Below are 22,183 nucleotides of genomic sequence, written 5' to 3'. Positions count from 1 at the left end.
ATGGGGGAGAAGAGTCCGCGCAGAAAAGAAATCCTTCAGGAATATAAGGACCGAAAAACTACCGGCGGTGTATTTTCTATTGCCAATACTGCCACCGGGGAAGTTTGGATGGGGGCGGATTTTGACTTAAAGGCCTGTGAAAATCGGTTCCAATTTTCCGTGATGACCGACAGCTGTGTGTTTATGCGCCTGCAAAAACAGTGGAAAGAATATGGAGCTAAGGCGTTTGTTTTTCAGGTGATGGAAGAAATAGAGATGAAAGAAACCCAGACTCGGGAAGAGTTTCGGGAAGATTTAAAAGTTCTGCTGGAACTGTGGCTGGAAAAAACGGGAGCATCCAAACTATAAAAGGGCAAAAAAAGGGAAGGCGCCTGGGAGCTTAAGCTCCCAGGCGCCTTCCCTTTATAGACAGCTTTTAAAACTAGAACTCAACTACCGGACAGTTTTCAAGGAATTTACGGGCTTTTACAACAGAAGCGTCCGGATCCTGGAAGTAAACTTCGTTGTTAATCTCCATCGTGATCGAGCCTTTATAGTCATGATTGGCAAAGGACTGCAGATAATCATGCAGCGGATTTTCGCCGTCGCCCGGGCACAAATGGCCTGTGGGGAAACCATCCGCCAGATGGGCGTGAACGATATTGCCAAACTTCTTATAATAATCCTCTACAGTTTCGCCGCCGGCCGCCATAGCGATACAATCAACACAGCCGGACAGTCTGGGAGAGTTAATAGCTTCAAAAATTTTGCAGAGGGTTTCGCTGTTGTATGTAATAATGGATTCATATGGCTGAAGCTGTTCCATGACAATGTTTACGCCTAACTCTTCCGCGCGGCGGGCGATCTTATGCAGGGATTCTACCGAACGGTCCCAAGCTTCTTCCACCGGTTCATCCTGATATCCCCAACCGGCCAGCAAAAACATTGCCGGAGCGCCGAATTCGATAGTATCCTCCAGATAACCCATCATGGTTTTGACGCTTCTTTCCCGGATATAATCCTCCTTCGCCGCGATATTGACCGGATACAAGCACATCTGCTCCGGGGTAAACATAGACATTTTCAGGCCGCGGTCTTCCATTGCTTTGCGCATTTTCCGGATATAAGCGAAACGATCCTTTTCAGAACGCATAGCTTCGCAGTAATGGGGAGCCCCGCCCCAGAAATCTACATTTTTAAAACCGTTTCCAGCAATCGAATCCAACGTGTATTCCCAGGAATACTGGACGAAATGAACTGTCATAACGCCGAACTGGTCAAATTTCAGTTTTTTCATATCAGTAACCCTCCCTTAACCTAAATGTTTCTTCACCAGGTCGAGACTGCTGGCATACAGGGGAACCGGATCCCATCTGCACTCTTCGTCGGCAATTTCGATGGTGATATAGCCGTTATAATCATATTTGCGCAGGGCGTCGAGATGAGCGTCCAACGCGTCGCAGGCCTCTTCGTCCCACGGGAGGTATCCTTCGTTGCTCAAATGGATATGACGGATATTGTCTTTCCCCAAAGTTTCAAAGTATTGTTCTAAGGTTTCGTTGGCGCAGACTACAGGATCCGTATCTACCACTGCCTTTAGGTTCGGGGAATTGATTTCATCCAGCATTCGTTTTTGTGCGTCTTTGTTGAGGACAAGAGAAGATTTCTTCCAGTCCTGATTTTCAAACAGCAGGGTAACGCCCCGTTTTTCTGCGTGAGCGGTAAGTTTGGCAATGGAATCCCGGGAGAGTTTCCAACCCATGCTGTGGGGGTGGTCGATAAAGCATTTACCAGGGAAAAGAACCAATTTATCAACGCCCATTTCATTGGCGGCGTCAATAAAGAAGGTCATGATGTCAATGCTTCTGGCGCGGAAATATTCATTTTCCGAAGCGATATTGATATCATGGTTGTTCTGTTCCGGTATCAGGGAGATAATTTTCAGCCCGCGGGCGTCAAATTCCTTTTTGATATTTTTGGCTTGGGAAACAGGTGCGTCGTTAAACCAGAAATGCGGATGACCGCACCAGAAATCGACATTTTCAACACCCAGTTTCACCATATTGTCCATAAAGTATTTTAATGTCCAGTGGGTGAAAAGCGAGTTTGTCGTTGCAAGCTGGGATGGTAATAATTTTGACACGGATAGACCCCCTTTGGATTTTTTAAGTCGATCACCTAAAAGGATATGGGTGATCTTAAATTCCACCAATTGTTGATTAAATGATACCATTGGTAAAAATCCTTGTCAATGGATAGAGATATCCCCCAATTTTTATCCAAATTTAACATTTCTTTTGTAGATATATACGTTTCTCCCTTCGCAAGAGGCGAATAAAACCCGCATTTAAGGGGGATGTTTTGGAGTTTTCAGTATAAATATACAAGTTGAGATAAAAAACGAACCAGTTAATTTGAGCAGCAAAAATAAGTGTACCAGTAAAAAAGTTTGGTGACTATCTCTAAAATCAAAATAAGATATGTGTTGAAAAATACAATAGAAAAACCCAGGAAAAAACTTACGTTTCGCAAGATCGGACAAATTTTCGCCTCATTGTTTGGAATGAGAAAAGAAGAAGAAAATTTGGCCTGAAAATAGGGGGAGGTTATATGTTATATTCGCTTAAATTTACAGGAAATCCAGGAAAGGATTAGGTATAAAAGAGAAAAAATTAGCAAATTTGCATAATACTATTTACAGGAAGTTAGAAAAAGATTACAATAACTTTGTAACACAATGGAAAATGAGGGAGAAATAATGGGGAAAGTTATCACCGATTATCATATGCACAGCCAATTTTCTGCGGACGCCCACACAACAATGGAGGAGATGTGCCGTTCCGCTGTGGAACATGGGCTGAAAGAGATTGTATTTACAGACCATTTTGAATTTTATGACCACGACTTCACCGGGTACCGGGAGGACGAAGAGGTTTTTTTTGATGAATATTTCAGGGAAATAGAGCGCTGCCGGGGACTGTTTGAAGGGAAACTGCGTATTTTGTCCGGCGTGGAAGCGGGACAGGGACAAATTGATCCGGAGTATGCGGAAACTATTTTGGGACGGTATCCCTTTGACTACCGGATTGGCTCCCTGCACAAACTGCATAACGTCGATTTGGCGGAAACGGAGTATTATCCGGACAGCCTGGATTCCCTCGCTCGCTATAATTTGCAGCAGCTATCCCGGCTGGCGCAGGTAGGACAGTTTGACTGCATGGGTCATGTGGACTTGATGAAGCGGTATACTGCTCGGGTAGGGCTTTCCATAAATTTTATGGATTATCGGGAAGAATTGACCGAAATCTTCAAAATTATTATACAAAGAGGAAAAGGAATAGAAATAAATACTTCTGGTTTAAGACAAGATGTGAAAGAAGCGTTTCCCAGTCTGGAAATTGTACGGCTGTACCGGGAGTGCGGCGGAGAAATTCTAACCATAGGCAGCGATTCTCATTATGCCAGAGATGTGGCCGCAGGATTGGAAAACGCCCGCGAAATAGCGCTGGCAGCGGGATTTACCCAGCTAGCCACCTTTCACGGGCGCAAGTGTTCTTTTTACTCGATTGTTTAAAGCAGCTGATCAAAGCCGCGGACAAAAAGGTCCGCGGCTTTTTCTATTGCCGCCAGATCTTTTTCGGAACTTGGATCGTATACGCCGATGGAACGCATCCCTGCCGCCTTGGCGCTTTCCACTCCCGGCAAGATGTCCTCGAATACTGCGCATTCCTTTGGCGGGATGTTCAGCTTCTGGGCGGCAAGAAGATAAATATCGGGAAACCGCTTTCCCCGGCCGGCCTGCGCCACTGTAACAATCACATCGAACCAATCGTAGATGCCGTTATGCAACAACGCCGGCTCATACAGCTCTTTGGGAGAGGCGGTAGCAATAGCCAGCTTTATCCCCTTTTCCCGCAGAAGGGTGAGATATTCCCGCGCGAAGGGCTTTAAGAAAATTGCATGTTCATATTCGTATACGGCCATCTTATTCCACTGCTGGATCAGCATTTCCGGCGTATCAGTAAAACCGTACCGGCGAATGGTAAATTCCGCCGCTTCAGCAAAGTCCATCTTTTGGATGGCGTGGGTGTATTCCTCATCCATGGGAAGGCCTCTTCCCTCTAGAAACTTCCGATCCACCTCCAGCCATACCCACATGGAGTCAAGCAGAGTGCCGTCCATATCGAAAATAGCTGCTTTAAAGTCAGTCATAACTTCTCCTTTTGTAAAAAAATATCCTTTTTCAGTTTTCTGCCGCTTTTTAATATCCGGCTGGGTATTCATAATACAGTTTCATTAAAAACGAACGGAGATTGGTTCTGTGACGGCGTTAAGCGGCAAGTTTTGAGGGCTGAGCACATCCGGCTTTTTCGGCTGCCATAGGCCCTTCGCAAATCTGATATTATTCTACCATGGGAAGGAGAGGGTGTCAACAAATATTATTAGCACTTAAATATATAGAGTGCTAATAATTAATAAATTAGAAATATTTTATCTATTGATTTGTAATACATCCCGGTTATAATAAAGACATCAAAAAAGAAATCCGGAAAATTGCTGGAACACTTGAAAGGGGTGATTGCCATGGGATGCGCAATCAACACATACTGTGAGCGAATGGCTTAACTTATAATTTATAATTTAAAAAACGATATTTAGGAGGATTTGTTTTATGTTTGATTTGATGCCTTTTGAACGCAGGCAAAACAGCCTGTTTAATTACTTTGACGATTTTGAGAAAAACTTTTTCGGAGATATGGGGAGTTCTTTGACTGCTTTCCGTACAGATATTCTAGATAAAGGCGATAAATATGTCCTTCAGGCGGAACTGCCGGGCTTTAATAAAGAAGATATCCATGTGGATATCGATGGAGACTGCCTGACGATCCATGCGGAGCATAAAGAGGAAACGGAGGACAAAAAGCACAGCTACATTCGCCGGGAACGCAGATACGGTTCGTTTGCCAGAAACTTTGATATTTCCGCTATCAAAGCGGATGCCATTGAAGCCAAATATGATAACGGGGTTTTGGAACTGGAACTCCCGAAACGTGGGGAAGAAGAAAAGAAACCTCAGAAAATCGAAATAAAATAGAGCTTTGCAATCGTAGCTTCCTTTCTAAATCGCCCCCGATGGAAATATTCCATCGGGGGTGATTTTTTTGTAGAAAATTCCATATCGTTTCAAATTTTATCAAAATTACACTGGTATTCTCAACCTGAAAAGGTGGGGAAGTAACGAAAATTTGGTTTTTTGCCTGTAAACTTGTCATTTATAAGGGGAATATTAAAATTTTCCCCGTAGTTTTACACAAATCGGGATAAAAAAATTTAGAATAAAATGAAAATTTCTGAAAAATTATTGACAGTTTTGAAATTAAGATTATAATTTCAGGTATAACACAGGAAAGGATTTGAAGCAGATGAAATTTGCTGGAAGAATGAATTCCTTTATACATAAAGGCGATGTAGACATATTCCAGACCATTGAGAAATACCGGAATATGAAAGGCATTACCCATTTGGAATTTAACTACCCGGAACATATCGCTCCCAATGACATGCAAAAGCTTATAGATTGTATCGGGGATATGAAGGTAAATGGAGTTGCCACCCGGTTTAAAAATCATTTTGTGGCAGGGGAATTTACCAATCCGAACCAGGATATCTGCCGGGATGCCGTACAGCTGTGCAAAGACGCCGTGGACGCGTGCGTACAGCTTCATGGAGAAGTCCTCACCGTATGGCTGGGCTTTGACGGATTTGACTATGCCTTCCAGATAGACTATGAAGAAAAATGGAACGCGACCATCAAAGCTTACCAGGAAGTGGCGGATTATGCCAACGAAAAAGGCATCAAAGTAAGCATTGAATACAAGCCTTTTGAACCAAGAGCTTTTTCTATGATTGATGGTATCGGTCTTACCCTTCTGGCTCTCCAGGAAATCAACCGTCCCAATGTGGGCGTAACTTTGGATTTCTGCCACATGCTTATGAAAAATGAAAGTCCCGCTTATTCCCTGGCGCTGGCGGCTAGAAACGGAAAACTCTTTGGACTGCATATGAATGATGGATATCGGGTAATGGACAGCGGGCTGATTTTTGGCTCGGTCAATACTCCCCAGGCGCTGGAATTTGTATACTATTTGAAAAAATACAACTATGACGGCGTAGTATTCTTTGACTCCTTCCCCTTCCGAGAGGACGCGCAGAAAGAGATTGAAATGAACATTGAAATGTTTAATCGTCTTTCTCAAACTGTAGATAAGATCGGTATGGATAAGATTGCTGAAGTTGTTGCTAAGCAGGATGGAGTGGCCTCTCAAGGGCTGATCCTTGAAATGCTTAAATAAAATTTGGAGAAAACCAATCAAGCAAAGGAGAAGAAAGTATGAAAAAACTATTAGCTTTGGTATTAGCAGCAGTTATGGTATTGTCCTTCGCAGCTTGCGGCGGCAATGACGCTGCTCAGACCCCTTCCACCGACGCACCTGCCTCTGATGCAGCTCCGGCTGACGATGCGGCTCCTGCCGACGATGCGGCTCCGGCTGAAGACGAAGCTCCTGCTGACGACGGCGAATTTAATCCGGATAATGAAGCTGGTATTATGATCGAAGACGTACGCGCCCAGTTTGGTCCGGTTCCGAAGCCGGCTGATGGCACAACCCTTGGCGCGGTTGCCAAACAGTTCCAGAACGAATACTGGAGAACCTTAAAAGAAGGTTACGAAGAAGCCCAGGCGAAAGCTGCGGAAGCTGGAGTTAACATCACTATCGATGTACAGGCTGCTCAGGACGAAAACGACGAGCAGGGCCAGCTGGCGATTGTAAACAATATGATCAACAAACAGTACTCTGCCCTGATGCTCTCTCCTATCTCCGATGGTAACTTGGTACCTGGTGTTGAAAGTGCTCTTGAGAAAAACATTCCTTGCGTAAACGTAAACGACGGCTTGATTAAAAATGCTCCGAACTTTGTAGGTCCGAAAGCAATCCAGAACGGTGAACTGGCTGCGGAATGGATCTCCAACAAACTGGGCGGCGAAGGCGAAGTTGCCGTAGTAATCGGTATGCCTAAAGCGTTTGCGGCTCGTCAGAGAACCGAAGGCTTCAAAAGCTGGATGGCGGAAAATGCTCCTGGAATCACTGTAGTTGCAGAACAGAACGCTGACTGGGATAGAAATAAAGCCAAAGAACTGGCTGACACCTGGATCAAAAACTTCCCTGACCTGAAAGCGATCTTCTGTAACAACGACGGTATGGCTCTGGGCGTAGTGGAAGCGGTAGAAGCTTCTGGCAAAGATATCTTAGTAGTAGGCGTTGACGGTATCGGTGAAGCATATGACTCCATCCGCGCTGGCAAACTGGATGCTACTATCGACTCCTTCCCGTTCTACAAAGCGCAGATCGCTACTGAATGCACCCTGCGTCTGATGGCTGGCCAGGAACTTCCTAGAGTTATCTGGACTCCGCAAGCTCTGATCGACAGCACCAACGTAGATACACCGGCTGCTGAGATCATCAACTGGGTTCCTACTGAATACGCTGAATAATTAAGTAAGCGCCTATAAACTAAAAAAGGGGCAGCTTCGTCTGCCCCTTTTACCCTAAGAAGGATGATATTTACTATGAAAAATGCTGTAGAATTTAAGAATATCTCCAAAAACTTCCCTGGCGTACGTGTACTCAATAATGTAAACTTCGCTATCCAGGAAGGAGAGGTTCACGCCCTTCTTGGTGAAAACGGCGCTGGAAAAAGTACATTGCTGAATATACTGCATGGTCTGTATACCGATTATGAGGGAGATGTGTACCTGAACGGGGAAAAGGTGCATTTTAAAAATCCGTACGATGCTATTGTAAATGGAAAAATCTCAAAGGTACATCAGGAAACCAATGTGGTCAAGGATCTGACAGTTGGGCAGAATATCACTCTGGGATATGAGCCAAAAAAAGGGTGTTTTGTAGATTATAAAAACCTTAACGACACGGTGAACAATATTTTGCAGCGGCTAAACTGCCGTTTTAAAGCGGAGGATTCCGCAGCGTTTTTAAGCGCGGGCGAAATGCAGATGGTTGCTATTGCCAAGGCGCTGTTCCACAATTCTAATGTAATTTCTTTGGATGAGCCGACCGCTTCTTTGACCACCAAAGAAACGGATGCGTTGTTTAAAATTATCCGCGAGCTGAAAGCCAACGGAATGACGGTTATTTATGTAAGCCACCGCTTGGAGGAGATCTTCCAGATCTGCGACCGGGCAACCATTCTCAGGGATGGAGAATGTATCACAACTTTAGAAATTGATAAGACTGATCGTGACGAGCTGATAAGAAACATGGTAGGACGCAATGTTAACGCGGTAGCTTCCCGTATGCAGGAGAGCCGCGTGCAGGAGGAAACCGTCCTGGAGGTAAAACATCTTACTCGTAACAAAGTCTTCTATGATATTAACTTTGAACTGAAAAAAGGCGAAATTTTAGGCTTTGCCGGCTTGGTTGGATCGGGCAGAACCGATGTAATGCGCACGATCTTTGGCGCGGATAAAAAATCTTCCGGACACATCTATATGGGCGGAAAGCATGTACATATCAGAAACACCCAGGACGCTCTGCGTCATGGGATCGGGCTTCTGCCGGAGGAAAGAAAAACCCAGGGCTTTATCCGCTATACTACCAATACCGATAATATCGCCCTGTCCTGCCTGGAGAAGTTCCTGAAAATGGGGATGGTTTCCAATGATATGAAGCTAAAAAATTGCGAACACTTCATGAAGGAACTAAATATCAATCCGAAAATCCCTGATTTCCAGACTCAGAACATGTCCGGCGGAAATCAGCAGAAGGTCATCTTGGCCAAATGGCTAAGCACCAACGCCAATATTTTGATCTTTGACGAGCCTACCAAGGGCGTAGACGTAGCAGCAAAAGCGGAAATCTATCGTCTGATGGAAGATATCGTAGCCAGCGGAAAATCGGTTATCGTAATATCCTCCGAGCTTCCGGAGATTATGGGCATCAGCGACCGTATCATTGTAATGTGCGAAGGCCGCAAGACCGCAGAGCTGCTGCCTGATGAGTTTAGTGAAGAAACCATATTAAACTATGCAATGGGAGGCAAAAAAGATGCTGAAATCCAAGCTTAAGGGAATGAGCCGTGAGCTAGCGGTATTAGCGGCGCTGATTCTTCTGATTATTGTATTTTCCATTCTCGACCCTGTTTACCTGACCCCAGGAAACATGGTGGATATTATCAAACAAGGTACGATCAACGGCATTTTGGCCATCGGTATCACCTTCGCTATCATCTCCGGCGGTATCGACCTTTCCATCGGCTGTACCTTCGCCATTGTTATTGTGGCGGTGGGCCAGCTGACGGTAGTGGGCGTACCTCCTCTGGTAGCCATCGTATTGGGCGGTATTTTAGGCGCCATCATGGGTTCCATTAACGGTATTTTGATCACCAAAATGAACCTGCAGCCGTTTATCGCTACTTTGGGTACCATGAGCGTATACCGCGGCCTTGCCTATGTATTCACCGGCGGCTGGCCGGTGCTGGGCATCCCGGACAACTATCGTCATGTGTTTACCACCAAGCTGTTCGGTGATGTGCCTAACTCTATTTTAGTGCTGTTTGCTATCGCTATTGTAACTCATATTGTACTTAGCAAAACCCGTTTCGGCAACTACCTGTACGCCGTGGGCGGCAATGAGGAAGCGGCCAAACTTTCAGGTGTTAACGTAGATAAAACCAAGATCATCGGCTACAGCATCTGCGGCGCGTGCGCTGCTTTCGCGGGCATGATCATGCTGGCAAACCTGGGTACCGGCGAGCCTGCTTCCGGTGAAGGCTATGAGCTGGATGCTATCGCGGCGGCGGCCGTAGGCGGCACCAGGATGGCCGGCGGTAAAGGTACTATCTTGGGCACTATGTTGGGTGCTTTGCTGCTGGCGGCTCTGAAGATCGGTATGATCGTAATCGGGGTTCAGTCCTTCTGGCAGTTTGTTGTTACCGGTATTATCATCGTAATTGCCGCTTACTTTGAGACTATTCAGGATAAACTCTCTGCAATGATTTATAAGAAACAAGAAAAAGCTGCTGCGGCTGCGGAAAAATAAGAGTGTTCTATAACCGCGCCGGGCAAACAGAAGATTTGCCCCCGCCGCTGGCGGGAAAACGTTCTGCGCTTTGAAGCGCAGGCTGCAAAGGATGCAGTATGGCTTTTCAGGAAAGAGAAGCCATGTCCGGATACAGTCCGGAAGTAAAAGAATTGTTTTGCAGCGATTTTTATAAATGTAGACAAGCGGCAATTTGAATAGTCAGATTGCCGCTTTCTTTCAAAGCGAGTATGTTGGGTAAAGGCAGGATAAATAGAATGAACAGAAATTCTGTGGTAGTTATCGGAAGCCTGAATTATGACAATATTTTTAAACTCCCGGCAATGCCCCAGATGGGGGAGACTATGCCGGTGGACAGCGCCAGTGTCTGCTGCGGCGGCAAAGGCGCCAACCAAGCGGTGCAGTGCGCGAAACTGGGGATGAAAACTTATATGGTCGGCGCAGTGGGAGACGACTATATGGGAAAGTTTTTGGTGGATGGCCTGCGCGAGTATGAGGTGGATACCACCTATGTGAAAGTTGTGGAAGGGACCAGTGGATTTGCTGTAGTAAATTCTATGAAGGACGGCAGTGTGTTCGCCACAATCGTAAGAGGAGCAAATTACGCCATTACCTGTGAGGATATCGATCAGGTGGAGCATCTGTTTGATCAAGCGAAAATCGTTATTCTTCAGCTGGAGATTCCGGTGCCGGTAGTGGAATATATTATAAAGAAAGCCAATGCTCATGGATGTCAGGTGCTGCTCAACGCGGCTCCGGCAGAGCAGATCAGCTTTGAGAGTATCAAGGCGTGCGATACGTTTATTGCCAATGAAGTGGAAGCCGGTTTTTACACCGGGCGCACCATTAAAACCCCAAAGGACGCGATGCCAGCTATCGAAGAGTATGCCAGAAAAACCGGCCGCCGCTGTATTTTTACTCTGGGGAAACATGGGGCGGTGGTCCATGATGGGAAAGAAGCCCGTTTTGTCCCGGCGGTGGATGCGGTTGCAGTGGAGACCACCGGTGCAGGAGACAGCTTTGTAGGCGGGTTTGCCAAAGGGCAGATGGAAGGCTTGGACTTTTTCTCTTCCGTAAATTTTGCCTCCCACTGCAGCGCCGTTACTATCGGTAGCGTAGGAGCGCAGAACTCCATGCCCAAATTGGAGCAAATAAAGTCATATTTAAATGGAAAAATGTAAGAAAATATTGAGAAAAATTGACATAAAGAAAGAATTGGTATAAAGTTTTATTTATTAGGTTTATTTTAAATAGTATTAGCGGGGTGTGGTTGCAGTGATCCCTTATGAAAGACGCAGAAGAATACTGGAGGAATTTGAAAAAAAAGAAATAGTAAATTTGGACGATTTTTACCAGTCGCTTAACGGGGTATCCAAATCTACCATCCGTCGTGATTTGAAGACCCTGAATGACGAAGGTCAGGTAGTCCTTCTGAGGGGCGGAGCTGCGAAGCTGAAAACAGGATCTTATGATACCCCGGTCAACTCCAGAAGCATTATTAATATCAAGGAGAAAGAGCTGATCGCCAAATGCGCGGCTTCTTTGGTGCAGGACGGCGAAGTGATTTATATCGATTCCGGTACAACCACCCTGCGTATGCTAAAATACTTAAGGGATAAAAAAATAACCTTGGTTACTACCAGTACCATGCTTTTGGCGGAACTGGAAGGAACCCAGGTGGACTGTACCGTTATCGGAGGAGAGGTAAACAAGGCTACTGCGTCTATCGTAGGCCCGATTACTGACAGCACCCTGCGGGATATGTTCTTTGACAAGGCGTTTTTAGGCGCCTCCGGTTATGATCCGATAGCTGGGATCAACACCCCGGATTACGAAGAAGCCAATAAAAAGAAGATTGTAAAAAACAATTCAAAAAAGGTATATGTATTAGCGGACAGTTCCAAGGATGGCAAAGTGACCATGTGTAAAGCGTTTGAAATAAACGAATGTATCATTATTGTGGAAAAGGAAACCCGTCTGCTGAAGGAACATGCCCAGTATATTGTTGCGAAATAGTCAACTCCATAGAGATGAGGGTTTAAAATATGCAGTTAGATCAAATTGTTCTCGGCATGGATATCGGCGGAACCAACCTGCGTATGGGTTGGGTAGACCGAGAGTATACCGCCCATGATGTGGAAGTAATCCCTTCTGCCGGGGTGTATCAATCGGAGAATACCGCGGTTGCCATCGCAAAAGAGGTAAAAGCGTACTGCGTGAAGCATTTTGGCGAAGGAATGCCTGCTATAGTAGCGGCTGGTTTTCCGTCGGTAGTGGACCGGGATAGAAGAAAAATTTATTCCTCCACCAACTTTCCCGGGCTGGATGGAGTGGATATTGTAAAAGCCATGTCGGATTATTTACATATCCCGGTTATTATTGAGCATGACGCGTATTATTTATTGTCTTATGATATTTATTCCCATGGTATGAAAAATGAAGGCACCTTGATTGGCTGTTATTTCGGCACCGGTTTGGGAAACGCTATGTATATCGATGGGAAAGCCTATTATGGCAAGAACGGCACCGCTTGTGAGATTGGGCATATGCCTATTCCCTTAAGCGAGGAACCCTGCAGCTGCGGCAATAAAGGCTGTATTGAGATGTTTTCCTGTGGGAAGGCGTTTGAACGCTTAACCAAAAAACACTTCCCTGAGACTCCCATCGGGGAAGTATTCGAAACTCACGCGCAGGCCAAGGTGCTGGACGAGTTTGTCCGGTATATGGCGGCGCCTGTGGCGACCTATGCCAATATAATGGACCCGGACGGAATATTTTTAGGCGGCGGCCTGGTGCAGATGGCTGGCTTCCCAAAAGAAAAACTGGTCGATTATATCCTCCAGAATACCCGTAAACCTTATCCCGCGGCCAATTTGTGTCTATATTTTTCCAAACGCTCTCCTGAAAATGGAATTATCGGCGCGGCGATTGAAGGGTTCCGCAAGTTATAATGTCTTTTCATATTCCCTCCTAATTATAAATGACCACCCGGAACAGCAGCGCTGTTCCGGGTGGTTTGTTTTGCTGATTATTCCTGGATGCCAGGGATCTTCGGGAGACCGTCAAAGCCTCTCTGCAGGTCAGCGTCCGTGGGGATATAATCCTTCATGTTGCCTTCGATAAATGCGGTATAAGCGGCCATATCAAAATAGCCTGTGCCAGTAAGTCCGAAGAGGATTGTTTTCTCTTCCCCGGTTTCTTTGCACTTGATGGCCTCATCCATGGCCGCACGAATAGCATGAGCGCTTTCCGGCGCGGGAAGGATGGTTTCGTGTTTGGCAAAATAGGTGGCCGCCTCAAATACCTTGGTTTGTTCCACCGATACCGCCTCCATATAGCCGTCGTGATACAGTTTGGAAAGGATGGGGGACATACCGTGATACCGCAGACCGCCTGCATGGTTGGCGGAAGGGATAAATCCAGATCCCAAGGTATACATTTTCGCCATGGGAGTAACCTTTCCGGTATCACAAAAATCATAGGCGTATTTTCCGCGGGTAAAGGAGGGACAGGAAGCAGGTTCTACAGCGATAATGCGGGGGTCTGCCTTACCGGTGAGTTTATCCCGCATATAGGGAGCGATCAGACCGCCCAGGTTGGAGCCGCCGCCGGCACAGCCGATGACAATATCCGGGTATTCCTCCAATAGGTCCATAGCGGCCTTGGCCTCCAGACCAATGATCGATTGATGAAGGAGCACCTGGTTCAGGACGCTGCCCAATACATAACGGGTGTTGGGGGTAGAAACAGCTTTTTCCACTGCTTCGGAGATAGCGCAGCCTAAGCTGCCGCCGGTATTGGGATCGTTTTGTAAAATCTGCCGGCCTACATTGGTGGTATCGCTGGGACTTGCGATAACATTGGCGCCGAAAGTCTGCATCACCGCTTTGCGGTAAGGTTTTTGCTGATAAGAGACCTTTACCATGTATACGGTCAAATCCAGCCCAAAATAAGCGCAAGCCTCAGAAAGGGCGGTACCCCATTGTCCCGCGCCGGTTTCGGTGGTCAGGGAGGTGATCCCTTGCTCTTTGGCATAATAGGCCTGGGCGATAGCTGAATTGAGCTTATGGCTGCCGGAAGTGTTGTTGCCTTCAAATTTATAGTAGATCTTCGCGGGAGTGCCCAAAGCTTTTTCTAAATTGAACGCCCGGATCAGAGGAGAGGGACGGTAGATTTTGTACATCTCCTGGATTTCCTGGGGGATGTCAACAAAACGGGTTTGAGCGTCCATTTCCTGGTGGGCAAGAGCCTGGCAGAATACGGGATACAGGTCCTCCTCCTTGGCCGGCTGCATGGTGGCCGGATTGATCATAGGCGCGGGCTGCTCTTTCATATCTGCGCGAAGGTTATACCATTGTTTGGGCATCTGCTCTTCGGTTAAGTACAGTCTGTGCGGAATTTTTTTCATATGAATGACCCCTTTCAAATAATAGCGTTTTCGGTTTATGATATTTAGATTAGACAAATAAAAAAGGCTTTTGTCTCAGTAAAACTACTGGGACAAAAGCCTTAGAAAGCCTCTGCGGTACCACCCAAATTGACGTATAAAACGCCCACTTAAGCTCCGTATACAATCATATACGCTCCCTTTATAACGGGCGGAGTTCCCGTCAGGCACTACTTGGCGAACCGTTCGTCCTGCCCTCATAAGTCCATTCAATACAGCTTGCACTGCCGCGTTCCACCAACCCGCGGCTCTCTGGAAAGTGAAGGTCTGTACCTACTCTTCTTAATCATCGGTTTTCATTGTTATGAAATTGTCCCTATTATATGCGCTATTTTTTTATTTGTCAATAGACGCAGGGAACTTTTTTTGCTATAGACAAAGAAAATAATATGTGATATACTAAAACACACAAGTGGTATGTATTATATACCAATATAGGTTTACACATAACCATAGTTTACGGAGGTGGATGTCAATGTCATGGCGGAAAGAAATGTTCGGGGTCAACAAACCGATTATCGCCCTGCTGCACCTGGGAGCGCTTCCCAGCGATCCTAAGTTTAAACGGGGAACTCCAATCAAACAGGTGATAGACGAAGCCCGCAAAGACCTGCATGCCCTGCAGGACGGCGGGGTGGATGGAGTATTATTTTCCAACGAATTTAGCATGCCCTATCAGTCCAATGTGGAGATGGTGGTCCCCATCACAATGGGACGCATTATTGGGGAGCTGCGCAGTGAGATTAAGGTGCCTTTCGGGGTGGAATGTGAAGCGGACCCTATGGCTACTATAGACCTTGCGGCAGCGGTAGAGGCCAACTTTACCCGGGGTACTTATACCGGTGGCTATGTGGGAGACGGAGGCATCGTGGATACGGATATTGCCACCCTTCTGCGCCGCAAATGGAGTTTAGGGCTGGATAATCTGCGGATGCTGTACTTTTTAAATAACGAATCAGATGAATATTTGGTGCCTGCCAATCTGCCTGCCCAGGCCCAGGCGATCATCTTCAACTGCGAACCGGATGCTTTTTGTATTTCCGGAGCCAATGCGGGAATCGAAGCCAATTCCGACTGGATTACCCAGGTACGGGATGCGATCGACAGACAGGTGCCGGTGTTCGCCAATACCGGATGCCGCGCGGAAAATATCAAGGAAAAACTGGCGATTTCCGATGGGGCCTGCGTTGGTACCGCTTTTAAAATTGAGGGCAAGTTCAAAAATCATGTGGACCCGGCCCGGGTAAAAGAATTTATGGAAAAAGTGCGGGAATACCGTGCGGAAAATAAGGACGCCTAAAAGTAAAAAAGCCTCCTGCGGGTGCTCCCTCACAGGTACAAAAAGTGAACCATGGGCAACCGGAACAGCGGCACAGAGGCTCGGAGCACATCTCCGAGCCTTTGTTTTTTGAGAAAGACACGCCAAAACACCCCCTTCTCCCCTTTACAATCAGGTCGGAAACCAGTAGAATAAAAGTGTAGTTCGCCGCCGTCCCGGTGACGAAAAAACGGCCAAAAGTTTGGTAACCTTTTTTCATCACAGAGGTTGACAAAGATGCAGATCCGTTGGACAATTAGCAGAGCAGAGCAGAGCAGAGCAGAGCAGAGCAGAGCAGAGCAGAGCAGAGCAGAGCAGAGCAGAAGCTAAACTCTGCCCCTTTTGCTGCCCAAAAACGGAATATCAAAACCAAGGCGTATTCTGCCCGTGGAAAACGGGCGGGATACGCCTTTTTGCGTTGTCCGGAAGGCGGCGCGAATTTTTTGCCATGTATTCACTGCTCGGTCAATCAGGTATAAGGGAGGGTTCCTATGGCAAATGAAAAAGGCATCCCCGAGCGGCGGATCGCTTTTCTGGAGACCTGCTTTGAGGTCTTTTGCAAAAACGGGCTGGAGCGGACCAGCCTGAAAATGTTGGCGGAGGCCTGCGGCGTCACCAACGGCAACTTGCTCTACTACTTTGGCAGCAAGGACAACATCGTCATCGACTCCACCGCCCACTGCATGGCCAAGGTGGAGGACGATTTCATGGCCCGGGCGCCCCGGAGCTTCAAGGACATCGAGCGGTTCCTGCGGGAGATGCCCTACATCACGGCAAAGCTCCACGGGGAAAAATACCGCTTTATGTACCAGGTCTATGCCAGCCCCCGGTACCGGGAACACGGGATTGAATTTTTCCGGGGCGTGAGTGTCCGCTATCACCAGTACGCCCAGCTGCTCTCCGGCAAGCTGGGAATGCCGGCGGACTTTATCCAGGGTATGATCTACGTCTTTGTCCGGGCCTGCGTCCACTACGCCATGTTTGAGGACGAGGCGTATTTACAGCTGCAGCTGGGCGCCATCCGCACCTCCCTGGGGGCGTTTATGGGCGCACAGCAGCAGAATCCCATGGAAAACCCCAACGGGAAAGCAGGAGGGAACGCCCTATGATGACAACTGAGGCCCGCGTCGCAGCGGTAAAGGAGCGCGTCCGGGCAAAGCAGCAACAAAAACGTCTGCGGTGGATCGCCGCCGGACTGACGGCAGCCGCCTTTTTGGTTGGGGCAGTGCTGGGGGCCATGGCACTCCGCCGGGGAAGCGCGATCAACCAGTGAGGCCAGAACACAGGAGGAAACGACATGAAGAAGCGATTTTTTGCGGTGCTTGCCAGCTTGTGTGTGATGATGTCCGCGCTGCCCATGGTGGCCTTTGCCGAGGGGGACAGCGGCACGCCACTGGTGCCAAGCACACAGGCCCAAAGCGCCCTGTGCGAACACCACCCAAGCCATGACGAGGCTTGCGGCTACACCGAGGGGACAGTGGAAATCCCCTGCGCCCATGAACATGACGAGGACTGCTACCAGCTTGTGACCGAGTGTGTCCATGAACACAGCCCGGAGTGCTGCCCGGCCCAGAGCGTGTCGGAGAACACCGCCACCCCGTCCCAGCCGGAGGAAGCCGACCCGACGGCCTGCACCTATGTATGCAGCGAGGAAAGCGGTTGTATCACGGAGGTTTTGGACTGCAAGCATGAGCATGACGAGGCTTGCGGCTATGTTCCCGCCACAGCGGGAACCCCCTGCGCCTTTGTCTGTGAAGTCTGCAACGCCCAGGACAGCGGGGACACGGCAGCTCCGTCCGATGCACAGCCGGAAGAATGTATCTGTGAAACCCTCTGCACCGGGGAAGAAATCAATGGGGATTGCCCGGTGTGCGGGGCCGAGGGCGCAGAGCCCACCGCCTGCAAGGGCTTGGAAGCCCAGCCTGCCACCCTGTCCAACGCGCTGCCCGTCACGGCGCTGGCGGCTGCGCCGAGCGGACAGGTGCTTTATGTAGGTGGTGTGCTAATATCTACCGCTGGCTACTGGACAACAGACAGTGCGGGAAATGTCACCCAATACAACGAGGAAGGCAAACCGTCAAATAACTATATCCATTACAACACAGCTACCAATACCCTGACCTTGCACAACGCCACAATTAAAGAGAGCGTGTCTACGGATACCAGCACTTTTATCGCTGGCGCTGCCATTGGCGTGCACAATCAGAACGGCGCTGCGGAGTTGACCATCCAGTTGGAGGGCACCAATACAATCGCAGAGGTCGGCAAGGGGATCTATGTGTTGACCAATTCTACTGGCGGAGCCACCCTGACCATCACGGGCAGCGGCAGTATGACTGCCAGCGCCAGTCAGACTGGCATCTGGGTTCAGAGCAACAACGGCAATGGCGCTTTGTTTATCCAGAACGCCAAGGTTGAAGCAACGGGGACCAGTCGTGGTGTCAATGTGCAATCCCGCGAAAGTTCGACCGCCTCTCTGACTGTGGACGGCGGCAGCCTGACTGCCAGCGGGTCTCCAGGGATTCTATATGATTCTAGCGGCAGTGGTACCGTTCCTAATACTACGACCTTAACCATCAGCAACAGTGCCATCGTGGACGCAAGAGGGGGTGGGATCGGCGCCGGATATATTGGGAATCTCAGTGGGGTATCCCCTACTGATGGCAGTGTTGGTATCGTCTTTGGTCTTGATCTTTCCGACAGTAAAGCAGGCACCGTGTACGGCAGTGTGGAATTGCAGGAGAATTTGACCATCGGCGAGGGCGAGAGCCTGAATATTCCCAGCGGGGCGAGCCTGACTATCCCGGAGGGTACAACGCTGACCGTAAACGGCGGCGAGTTGAAAGGAAATGTGCCTCAAAGCGGCGTAGTCTACAAGGTTACGGAAGTCAAGCTGGACAAGACCAGCTTGACCCTTGACGTAAATGAAAGCGAAACCCTCACCGCTACCATCACGCCGGACAATGCCACCAACAAAAACGTGACGTGGGAAAGTAGCAACACAAGCGTCGCCACCGTGGACGCAGACGGCAAGGTCACCGCCGTGGATGCGGGCACTGCCACCATTACCGTCACCACGGCAGACGGCGACTTTACGGATACCTGCACGGTGACCGTGAATCCGGTGCAGTACACTGTGACGGTGCAGACGGACGGCAACGGCACCGCGTCCGCGTCCCCGGCCACCGCCCCGGCAGGAACGACCGTTACCCTGACCGCCGACCCCGACAGCGGCTATCATTTTGAGCGGTGGGAGATCGTTTCCGGCGGCGCTACCATCAGCGGCAACCAGTTTACCATGCCCGCCGAACATGTGACCGTCAAGGCCGTCTTTGACCGCAATTCCAGCAGCGGCGGCTCCTCCGGCGGTTCCAGCTACCGGGAGAGAGAGTACGACTTCTGGATGGACGTCCGGGATGAGATCCGGCACGCTGACCCGGGCGACACCGTGAAGGCCAATGCCCGCACCTATGACCGGATGCCCTGGTCGGTGATGGAGGCTTTGCGGAACACCGACAACGTGACGCTGCACATCACCTGGAACGGCGGGGAGGACATCATCATCCCGTCGGCAGCGGCCCTCAACGAGCAAAACCGCATTTACTATCCCCTCTCCTACCTGGAGGACATGACCTTTGAGGCAGAGCCGAAGGCACCCGTCGCTGACCCGGACAAGGTCAATCCCGAGACCGGCGGCATCCTGGAGGTAACGGCCCCGGCCGTCACCACCCCGGCGGGTGAGCCGGAGGTCACCGCCCCTCAGCGAGGCCTGGCCGAGACGCCGGAGCTGGCCGAGGAAGGCGTCGAGCAGACCCTCCCCGGTATCTACGAGCCGGAGGAGACAGTCACCACCAGCACCACAGAGGAAAGCGGCACAAGCGGCCTGTGGATTGCGGGCGTAGTTGCAGTGCTGGCGGCAGCAGCCGGTGGCGGGGTATGGTTCTGGAAGCGGAAAAAACAGGCATAATCCCAGCATAAAGCGAAGGTCCAGGGCAAACGCCCTGGGCCTCTTGTCTGTTCAGATACGGTTGAGCTGTTCTTTCAACCGCTGCACAATGGTATCCTTCTTCTCCGCGTCCCTCTCCCGGTCATATTCCTCCAGCGCTCTGTCCCGGAGCTGTTCCGCCTCCCGGGACCAGATCTCAAACTCCGCCCGGCTCATGGTCCCCTTGCGCGTTCGGGCGAAATACTTCTTGTAGGCCCGCTGGTGGAGCTGCCAGATCTCGCTGTTTTTCACCTTCTCCCGGAAGTTGGAAATGGCCCCGATCTCCCGGCAGGTGCGTTCCGTCTCCCCTGGGGCGATACCGTCGCAGTAGGCGAAGGTTGCCCCAGGCCTCTGCAAAAACCACCGCCCGCAGTTGGCGCACCGCTTGGGCACAAACCCCTTCTGCATCCCCCGCATGCACTCCACATACACAAAGTCCAGGAGCCGGGAAAAGGAGATCTTCTCCACCAGCACCGGCTCCTGCCCGGGAAGATCCAGCACCTCATACTGGATGTCCACTCGAGGGGCATCCACCCTGAGGTCCGCCCCCAGGCTCACTCCACTCACATAGGGCTCCAAATGCCGCGCCAGCATTTGCTGGGCCAGAGGTTCTTTCCTCTGGCCCTTTTTCTTTTCCACCACCGGCCCCTCGGACAGCCGCCCCAGGAACCATCCATACCGCTCCTGGATATCGGCAAGCTCCACCAGGGTGCGCCGGGCAAACTCCAGCAGCCGGGAATCCCCTTCCAGGACAAATTCCCCAAAGGCATCCCGGGCCTCTCCCACCACAAACCGCTCCACCTGCATCTTGCTAAAGAAGCGTAGATCCTCCCGGTACAGCCGGTAGAGAGGCAGCGTCCCCACTGCCCCGCAGAGATCCATAAACGCCCGGGGCGCGGTATCCCTGTCCTGTTTCTCAATCACCTGATCCACGGCATCCACCGCCGCCTGGAAAGGGGCAAGGTCCAGGTTCAGAATCTCGGTGAGGATGGAGCCATATATCTGCATCTCCGGGACATCCTCCACCCAGTAGCCCTCCTCCCCGAACCGCACTCTGGTGCTGGTCCGGGGCCGGGACAGGTCGAAGATATCCTTTCCCAAAACGCCCATGTGTGTCCCTCCTAATCGAGAATCTATCTGCCCTGATATAGTGTATCTGATAAGATGATACATTCCCTATTGTAAAAAGTCAAGGAAGGTGCTACACTGAAATCTCTCGAAAATCAATTTGTCTGTTACGATCTCGAAAGAGGTGATTTCATGCAGAAGCTGAAAACCGTAGACGCCGATACCCTGCTCTCCACACCACTGCCCGCCAACCAGTTCGTGGTGGAGCGGCTGCTGCCCCAGGGGCTGCACATCCTGGCAGGCGCCTCCAAGGTGGGGAAAAGCTGGCTGGCCCTCTGGCTCTGCCTGTGCGTTGCGAAAGGGGAGCCGGTCTGGGGTTTGACCACCGTCCGGGGGACCGTCCTCTATCTCTGTCTGGAGGACAGCCTCTCCCGCATCCAGGGCCGGCTGTTTCAACTCACCGAGAACGCGCCTGCCGCGCTGCACTTCGCCACCATGGCCGGCAATATCGGCAAAGGGCTGGAGGAGCAGATCGAAGCGTTCCTCCAGATGCACCGGGACACCGTGCTGGTAGTCATCGATACTCTGCAGAAGGTGCGAGTATCCAGCGCCGCCGCCAATCCTTATGCCAACGACTATCAGGACCTCTCCTCGCTGAAAGCATTGGCGGACCGATATCGGGTCGCCATCCTGGTCATCCACCATATCCGCAAGATGCAGGATGACGATCCCTTCAACCGGATCTCCGGTACCACAGGTATCAGCGGAGTAGCGGACACCAACCTCGTCCTCCTGAAACAGGGAAGAAGCAGTGTGGAAGCGACGCTCCACTGTGTTGGTCGGGATGTGGAGTACCAGGAACTGCACCTGAAGTTTCAGAACTGCCGCTGGCTGCTGACAGAGCCGCTGGAGGAGCAGAAACAGGAACCTGTTTCGATGGAAGTCCTCCGCCTGGCGGAATTTCTCAAGGGCCTTGAGAGCTTCGATGGCACTGCCACCGAGCTGGCAATGCTGTGGGAGGGTTATGCCGGGGAGCCGGTACAGCCCAGCGTCCTCTCCAAAAAGCTGGCCCGGTATACTGGGGAACTGGACAAATTGGGGGTTCACATCACAGCCAGCCGCACCCGGGAGAGCCGTTCTCTTCACCTGCGCTGTGACAGCAGTGACGGGAGTGACGGGAAAAATGGGACAGAGCCAGTATCCGATTTGCTGTCACAGCCGTCACACCTGTCACCGGCGCAGCCTACGCCACTGTGAAGGCCTGTGTGCCC

20 protein-coding genes and 1 other annotated feature are annotated in these 22,183 nt (G+C 50.0%); of the genes, 15 read left to right on the top strand and 5 right to left on the bottom strand.

The genetic code is table 11. The features are described 5' to 3' along the window. On the top strand, positions 1-348 hold the full coding sequence (locus H8705_RS06245; RefSeq protein ID WP_262394974.1) for a GIY-YIG nuclease family protein: 348 nt from the start codon (positions 1-3) through the stop codon (positions 346-348). 73 nt (positions 349-421) lie between these two features. Here H8705_RS06245 and H8705_RS06240 read toward each other — a convergent pair whose 3' ends face one another. Both H8705_RS06240 and H8705_RS06235 read right to left on the bottom strand, forming a co-directional pair. Next, a complete protein-coding gene (locus H8705_RS06240; protein ID WP_262394973.1) occupies positions 422-1,276 on the bottom strand; it encodes a sugar phosphate isomerase/epimerase family protein in 855 nt (284 codons plus the stop codon). Positions 1,277-1,291: 15 nt separating this feature from the next. After that, positions 1,292-2,122, bottom strand: coding sequence for a sugar phosphate isomerase/epimerase family protein (locus tag H8705_RS06235; protein ID WP_262394972.1), 831 nt, complete (start codon positions 2,120-2,122; stop codon positions 1,292-1,294). Positions 2,123-2,737: 615 nt separating this feature from the next. Between H8705_RS06235 and H8705_RS06230 the strand changes: the two genes are divergently transcribed. Then, positions 2,738-3,553 carry a histidinol-phosphatase HisJ family protein gene (locus tag H8705_RS06230; protein ID WP_262394971.1) on the top strand — a complete coding sequence of 272 codons (816 nt, stop codon included), beginning with the start codon at positions 2,738-2,740 and terminating at the stop codon, positions 3,551-3,553. On the opposite strand, the gene H8705_RS06225 is transcribed toward H8705_RS06230, so the two are convergent. Then, entirely contained in the window at positions 3,550-4,191 is a 642-nt protein-coding gene (locus H8705_RS06225; protein WP_262394970.1) for an HAD family hydrolase, read from the bottom strand. The genes H8705_RS06230 and H8705_RS06225 overlap by 4 nt on opposite strands. Before the next feature lie 460 nt (positions 4,192-4,651). Between H8705_RS06225 and H8705_RS06220 the strand changes: the two genes are divergently transcribed. The 8 genes from H8705_RS06220 (at position 4,652) to alsK (ending at position 13,045) form a co-directional block, all read left to right on the top strand. Next, entirely contained in the window at positions 4,652-5,074 is a 423-nt protein-coding gene (locus tag H8705_RS06220) for an Hsp20/alpha crystallin family protein (protein ID WP_262394969.1), read from the top strand. A 328-nt stretch (positions 5,075-5,402) separates the two neighbouring features. Further along, on the top strand, positions 5,403-6,332 hold the full coding sequence (locus H8705_RS06215) for a sugar phosphate isomerase/epimerase family protein (protein ID WP_262394968.1): 930 nt from the start codon (positions 5,403-5,405) through the stop codon (positions 6,330-6,332). A gap of 38 nt (positions 6,333-6,370) precedes the next feature. Beyond that, positions 6,371-7,531 (top strand): sugar ABC transporter substrate-binding protein, encoded by a 1,161-nt coding sequence (locus tag H8705_RS06210; protein ID WP_262394967.1) that lies wholly within the window; start codon positions 6,371-6,373, stop codon positions 7,529-7,531. A 75-nt stretch (positions 7,532-7,606) separates the two neighbouring features. Then, positions 7,607-9,121 (top strand): sugar ABC transporter ATP-binding protein, encoded by a 1,515-nt coding sequence (locus H8705_RS06205; RefSeq protein WP_262394966.1) that lies wholly within the window; start codon positions 7,607-7,609, stop codon positions 9,119-9,121. Continuing rightward, a complete protein-coding gene (locus H8705_RS06200; RefSeq protein WP_392392075.1) occupies positions 9,102-10,094 on the top strand; it encodes an ABC transporter permease in 993 nt (330 codons plus the stop codon). The genes H8705_RS06205 and H8705_RS06200 overlap by 20 nt, the downstream gene beginning before the upstream one ends. Positions 10,095-10,351: 257 nt before the next feature. Beyond that, positions 10,352-11,275, top strand: coding sequence for a ribokinase (locus H8705_RS06195; protein WP_262394965.1), 924 nt, complete (start codon positions 10,352-10,354; stop codon positions 11,273-11,275). A 94-nt stretch (positions 11,276-11,369) separates the two neighbouring features. After that, positions 11,370-12,110, top strand: coding sequence for a DeoR/GlpR family DNA-binding transcription regulator (locus tag H8705_RS06190; protein ID WP_262394964.1), 741 nt, complete (start codon positions 11,370-11,372; stop codon positions 12,108-12,110). A 29-nt stretch (positions 12,111-12,139) separates the two neighbouring features. After that, positions 12,140-13,045: an allose kinase gene (gene alsK, locus H8705_RS06185; RefSeq protein ID WP_262394963.1), complete on the top strand. Its 906-nt coding sequence runs from the start codon at positions 12,140-12,142 to the stop codon at positions 13,043-13,045. Positions 13,046-13,122: 77 nt separating this feature from the next. Here the strand turns inward: alsK and H8705_RS06180 are convergent, their stop codons facing one another. After that, on the bottom strand, positions 13,123-14,502 hold the full coding sequence (locus tag H8705_RS06180; RefSeq protein ID WP_262394962.1) for a TrpB-like pyridoxal phosphate-dependent enzyme: 1,380 nt from the start codon (positions 14,500-14,502) through the stop codon (positions 13,123-13,125). 85 nt (positions 14,503-14,587) lie between these two features. Continuing rightward, positions 14,588-14,840: a binding site (T-box leader), on the bottom strand. Between the two features lie 176 nt (positions 14,841-15,016). Between H8705_RS06180 and H8705_RS06175 the strand changes: the two genes are divergently transcribed. The 4 genes from H8705_RS06175 (at position 15,017) to H8705_RS06160 (ending at position 19,826) form a co-directional block, all read left to right on the top strand. Next, positions 15,017-15,841, top strand: a complete 825-nt coding sequence (locus H8705_RS06175) for a BtpA/SgcQ family protein (RefSeq protein WP_262394961.1) — start codon at positions 15,017-15,019, stop codon at positions 15,839-15,841. A 509-nt stretch (positions 15,842-16,350) separates the two neighbouring features. Beyond that, positions 16,351-16,968 (top strand): TetR/AcrR family transcriptional regulator, encoded by a 618-nt coding sequence (locus H8705_RS06170; RefSeq protein ID WP_262394960.1) that lies wholly within the window; start codon positions 16,351-16,353, stop codon positions 16,966-16,968. Next, the gene (locus H8705_RS06165) at positions 16,965-17,132 is read left to right on the top strand and encodes a hypothetical protein (RefSeq protein WP_262394959.1); all 168 of its coding nucleotides are present in this window, start codon (positions 16,965-16,967) and stop codon (positions 17,130-17,132) included. The genes H8705_RS06170 and H8705_RS06165 overlap by 4 nt, the downstream gene beginning before the upstream one ends. A 24-nt stretch (positions 17,133-17,156) precedes the next feature. Continuing rightward, the gene (locus tag H8705_RS06160) at positions 17,157-19,826 is read left to right on the top strand and encodes an Ig-like domain-containing protein (RefSeq protein ID WP_262394958.1); all 2,670 of its coding nucleotides are present in this window, start codon (positions 17,157-17,159) and stop codon (positions 19,824-19,826) included. A gap of 51 nt (positions 19,827-19,877) precedes the next feature. Here H8705_RS06160 and H8705_RS06155 read toward each other — a convergent pair whose 3' ends face one another. Next, complete coding sequence (locus H8705_RS06155) at positions 19,878-20,954, bottom strand: DUF6076 domain-containing protein (RefSeq protein WP_262394957.1); 1,077 nt, start codon at positions 20,952-20,954, stop codon at positions 19,878-19,880. A gap of 150 nt (positions 20,955-21,104) precedes the next feature. Here H8705_RS06155 and H8705_RS06150 point away from each other — a divergent pair, with 150 nt between their 5' ends. Then, a complete protein-coding gene (locus H8705_RS06150; protein WP_262394956.1) occupies positions 21,105-22,169 on the top strand; it encodes an AAA family ATPase in 1,065 nt (354 codons plus the stop codon). Positions 22,170-22,183: the final 14 nt, after the last annotated feature.

Origin of the sequence: Youxingia wuxianensis (assembly GCF_014385085.1) — a bacterium.
Lineage (GTDB): Bacteria > Bacillota > Clostridia > Oscillospirales > Ruminococcaceae > Youxingia > Youxingia wuxianensis.
This window is presented reverse-complemented; position numbering and strand designations above follow the sequence as displayed.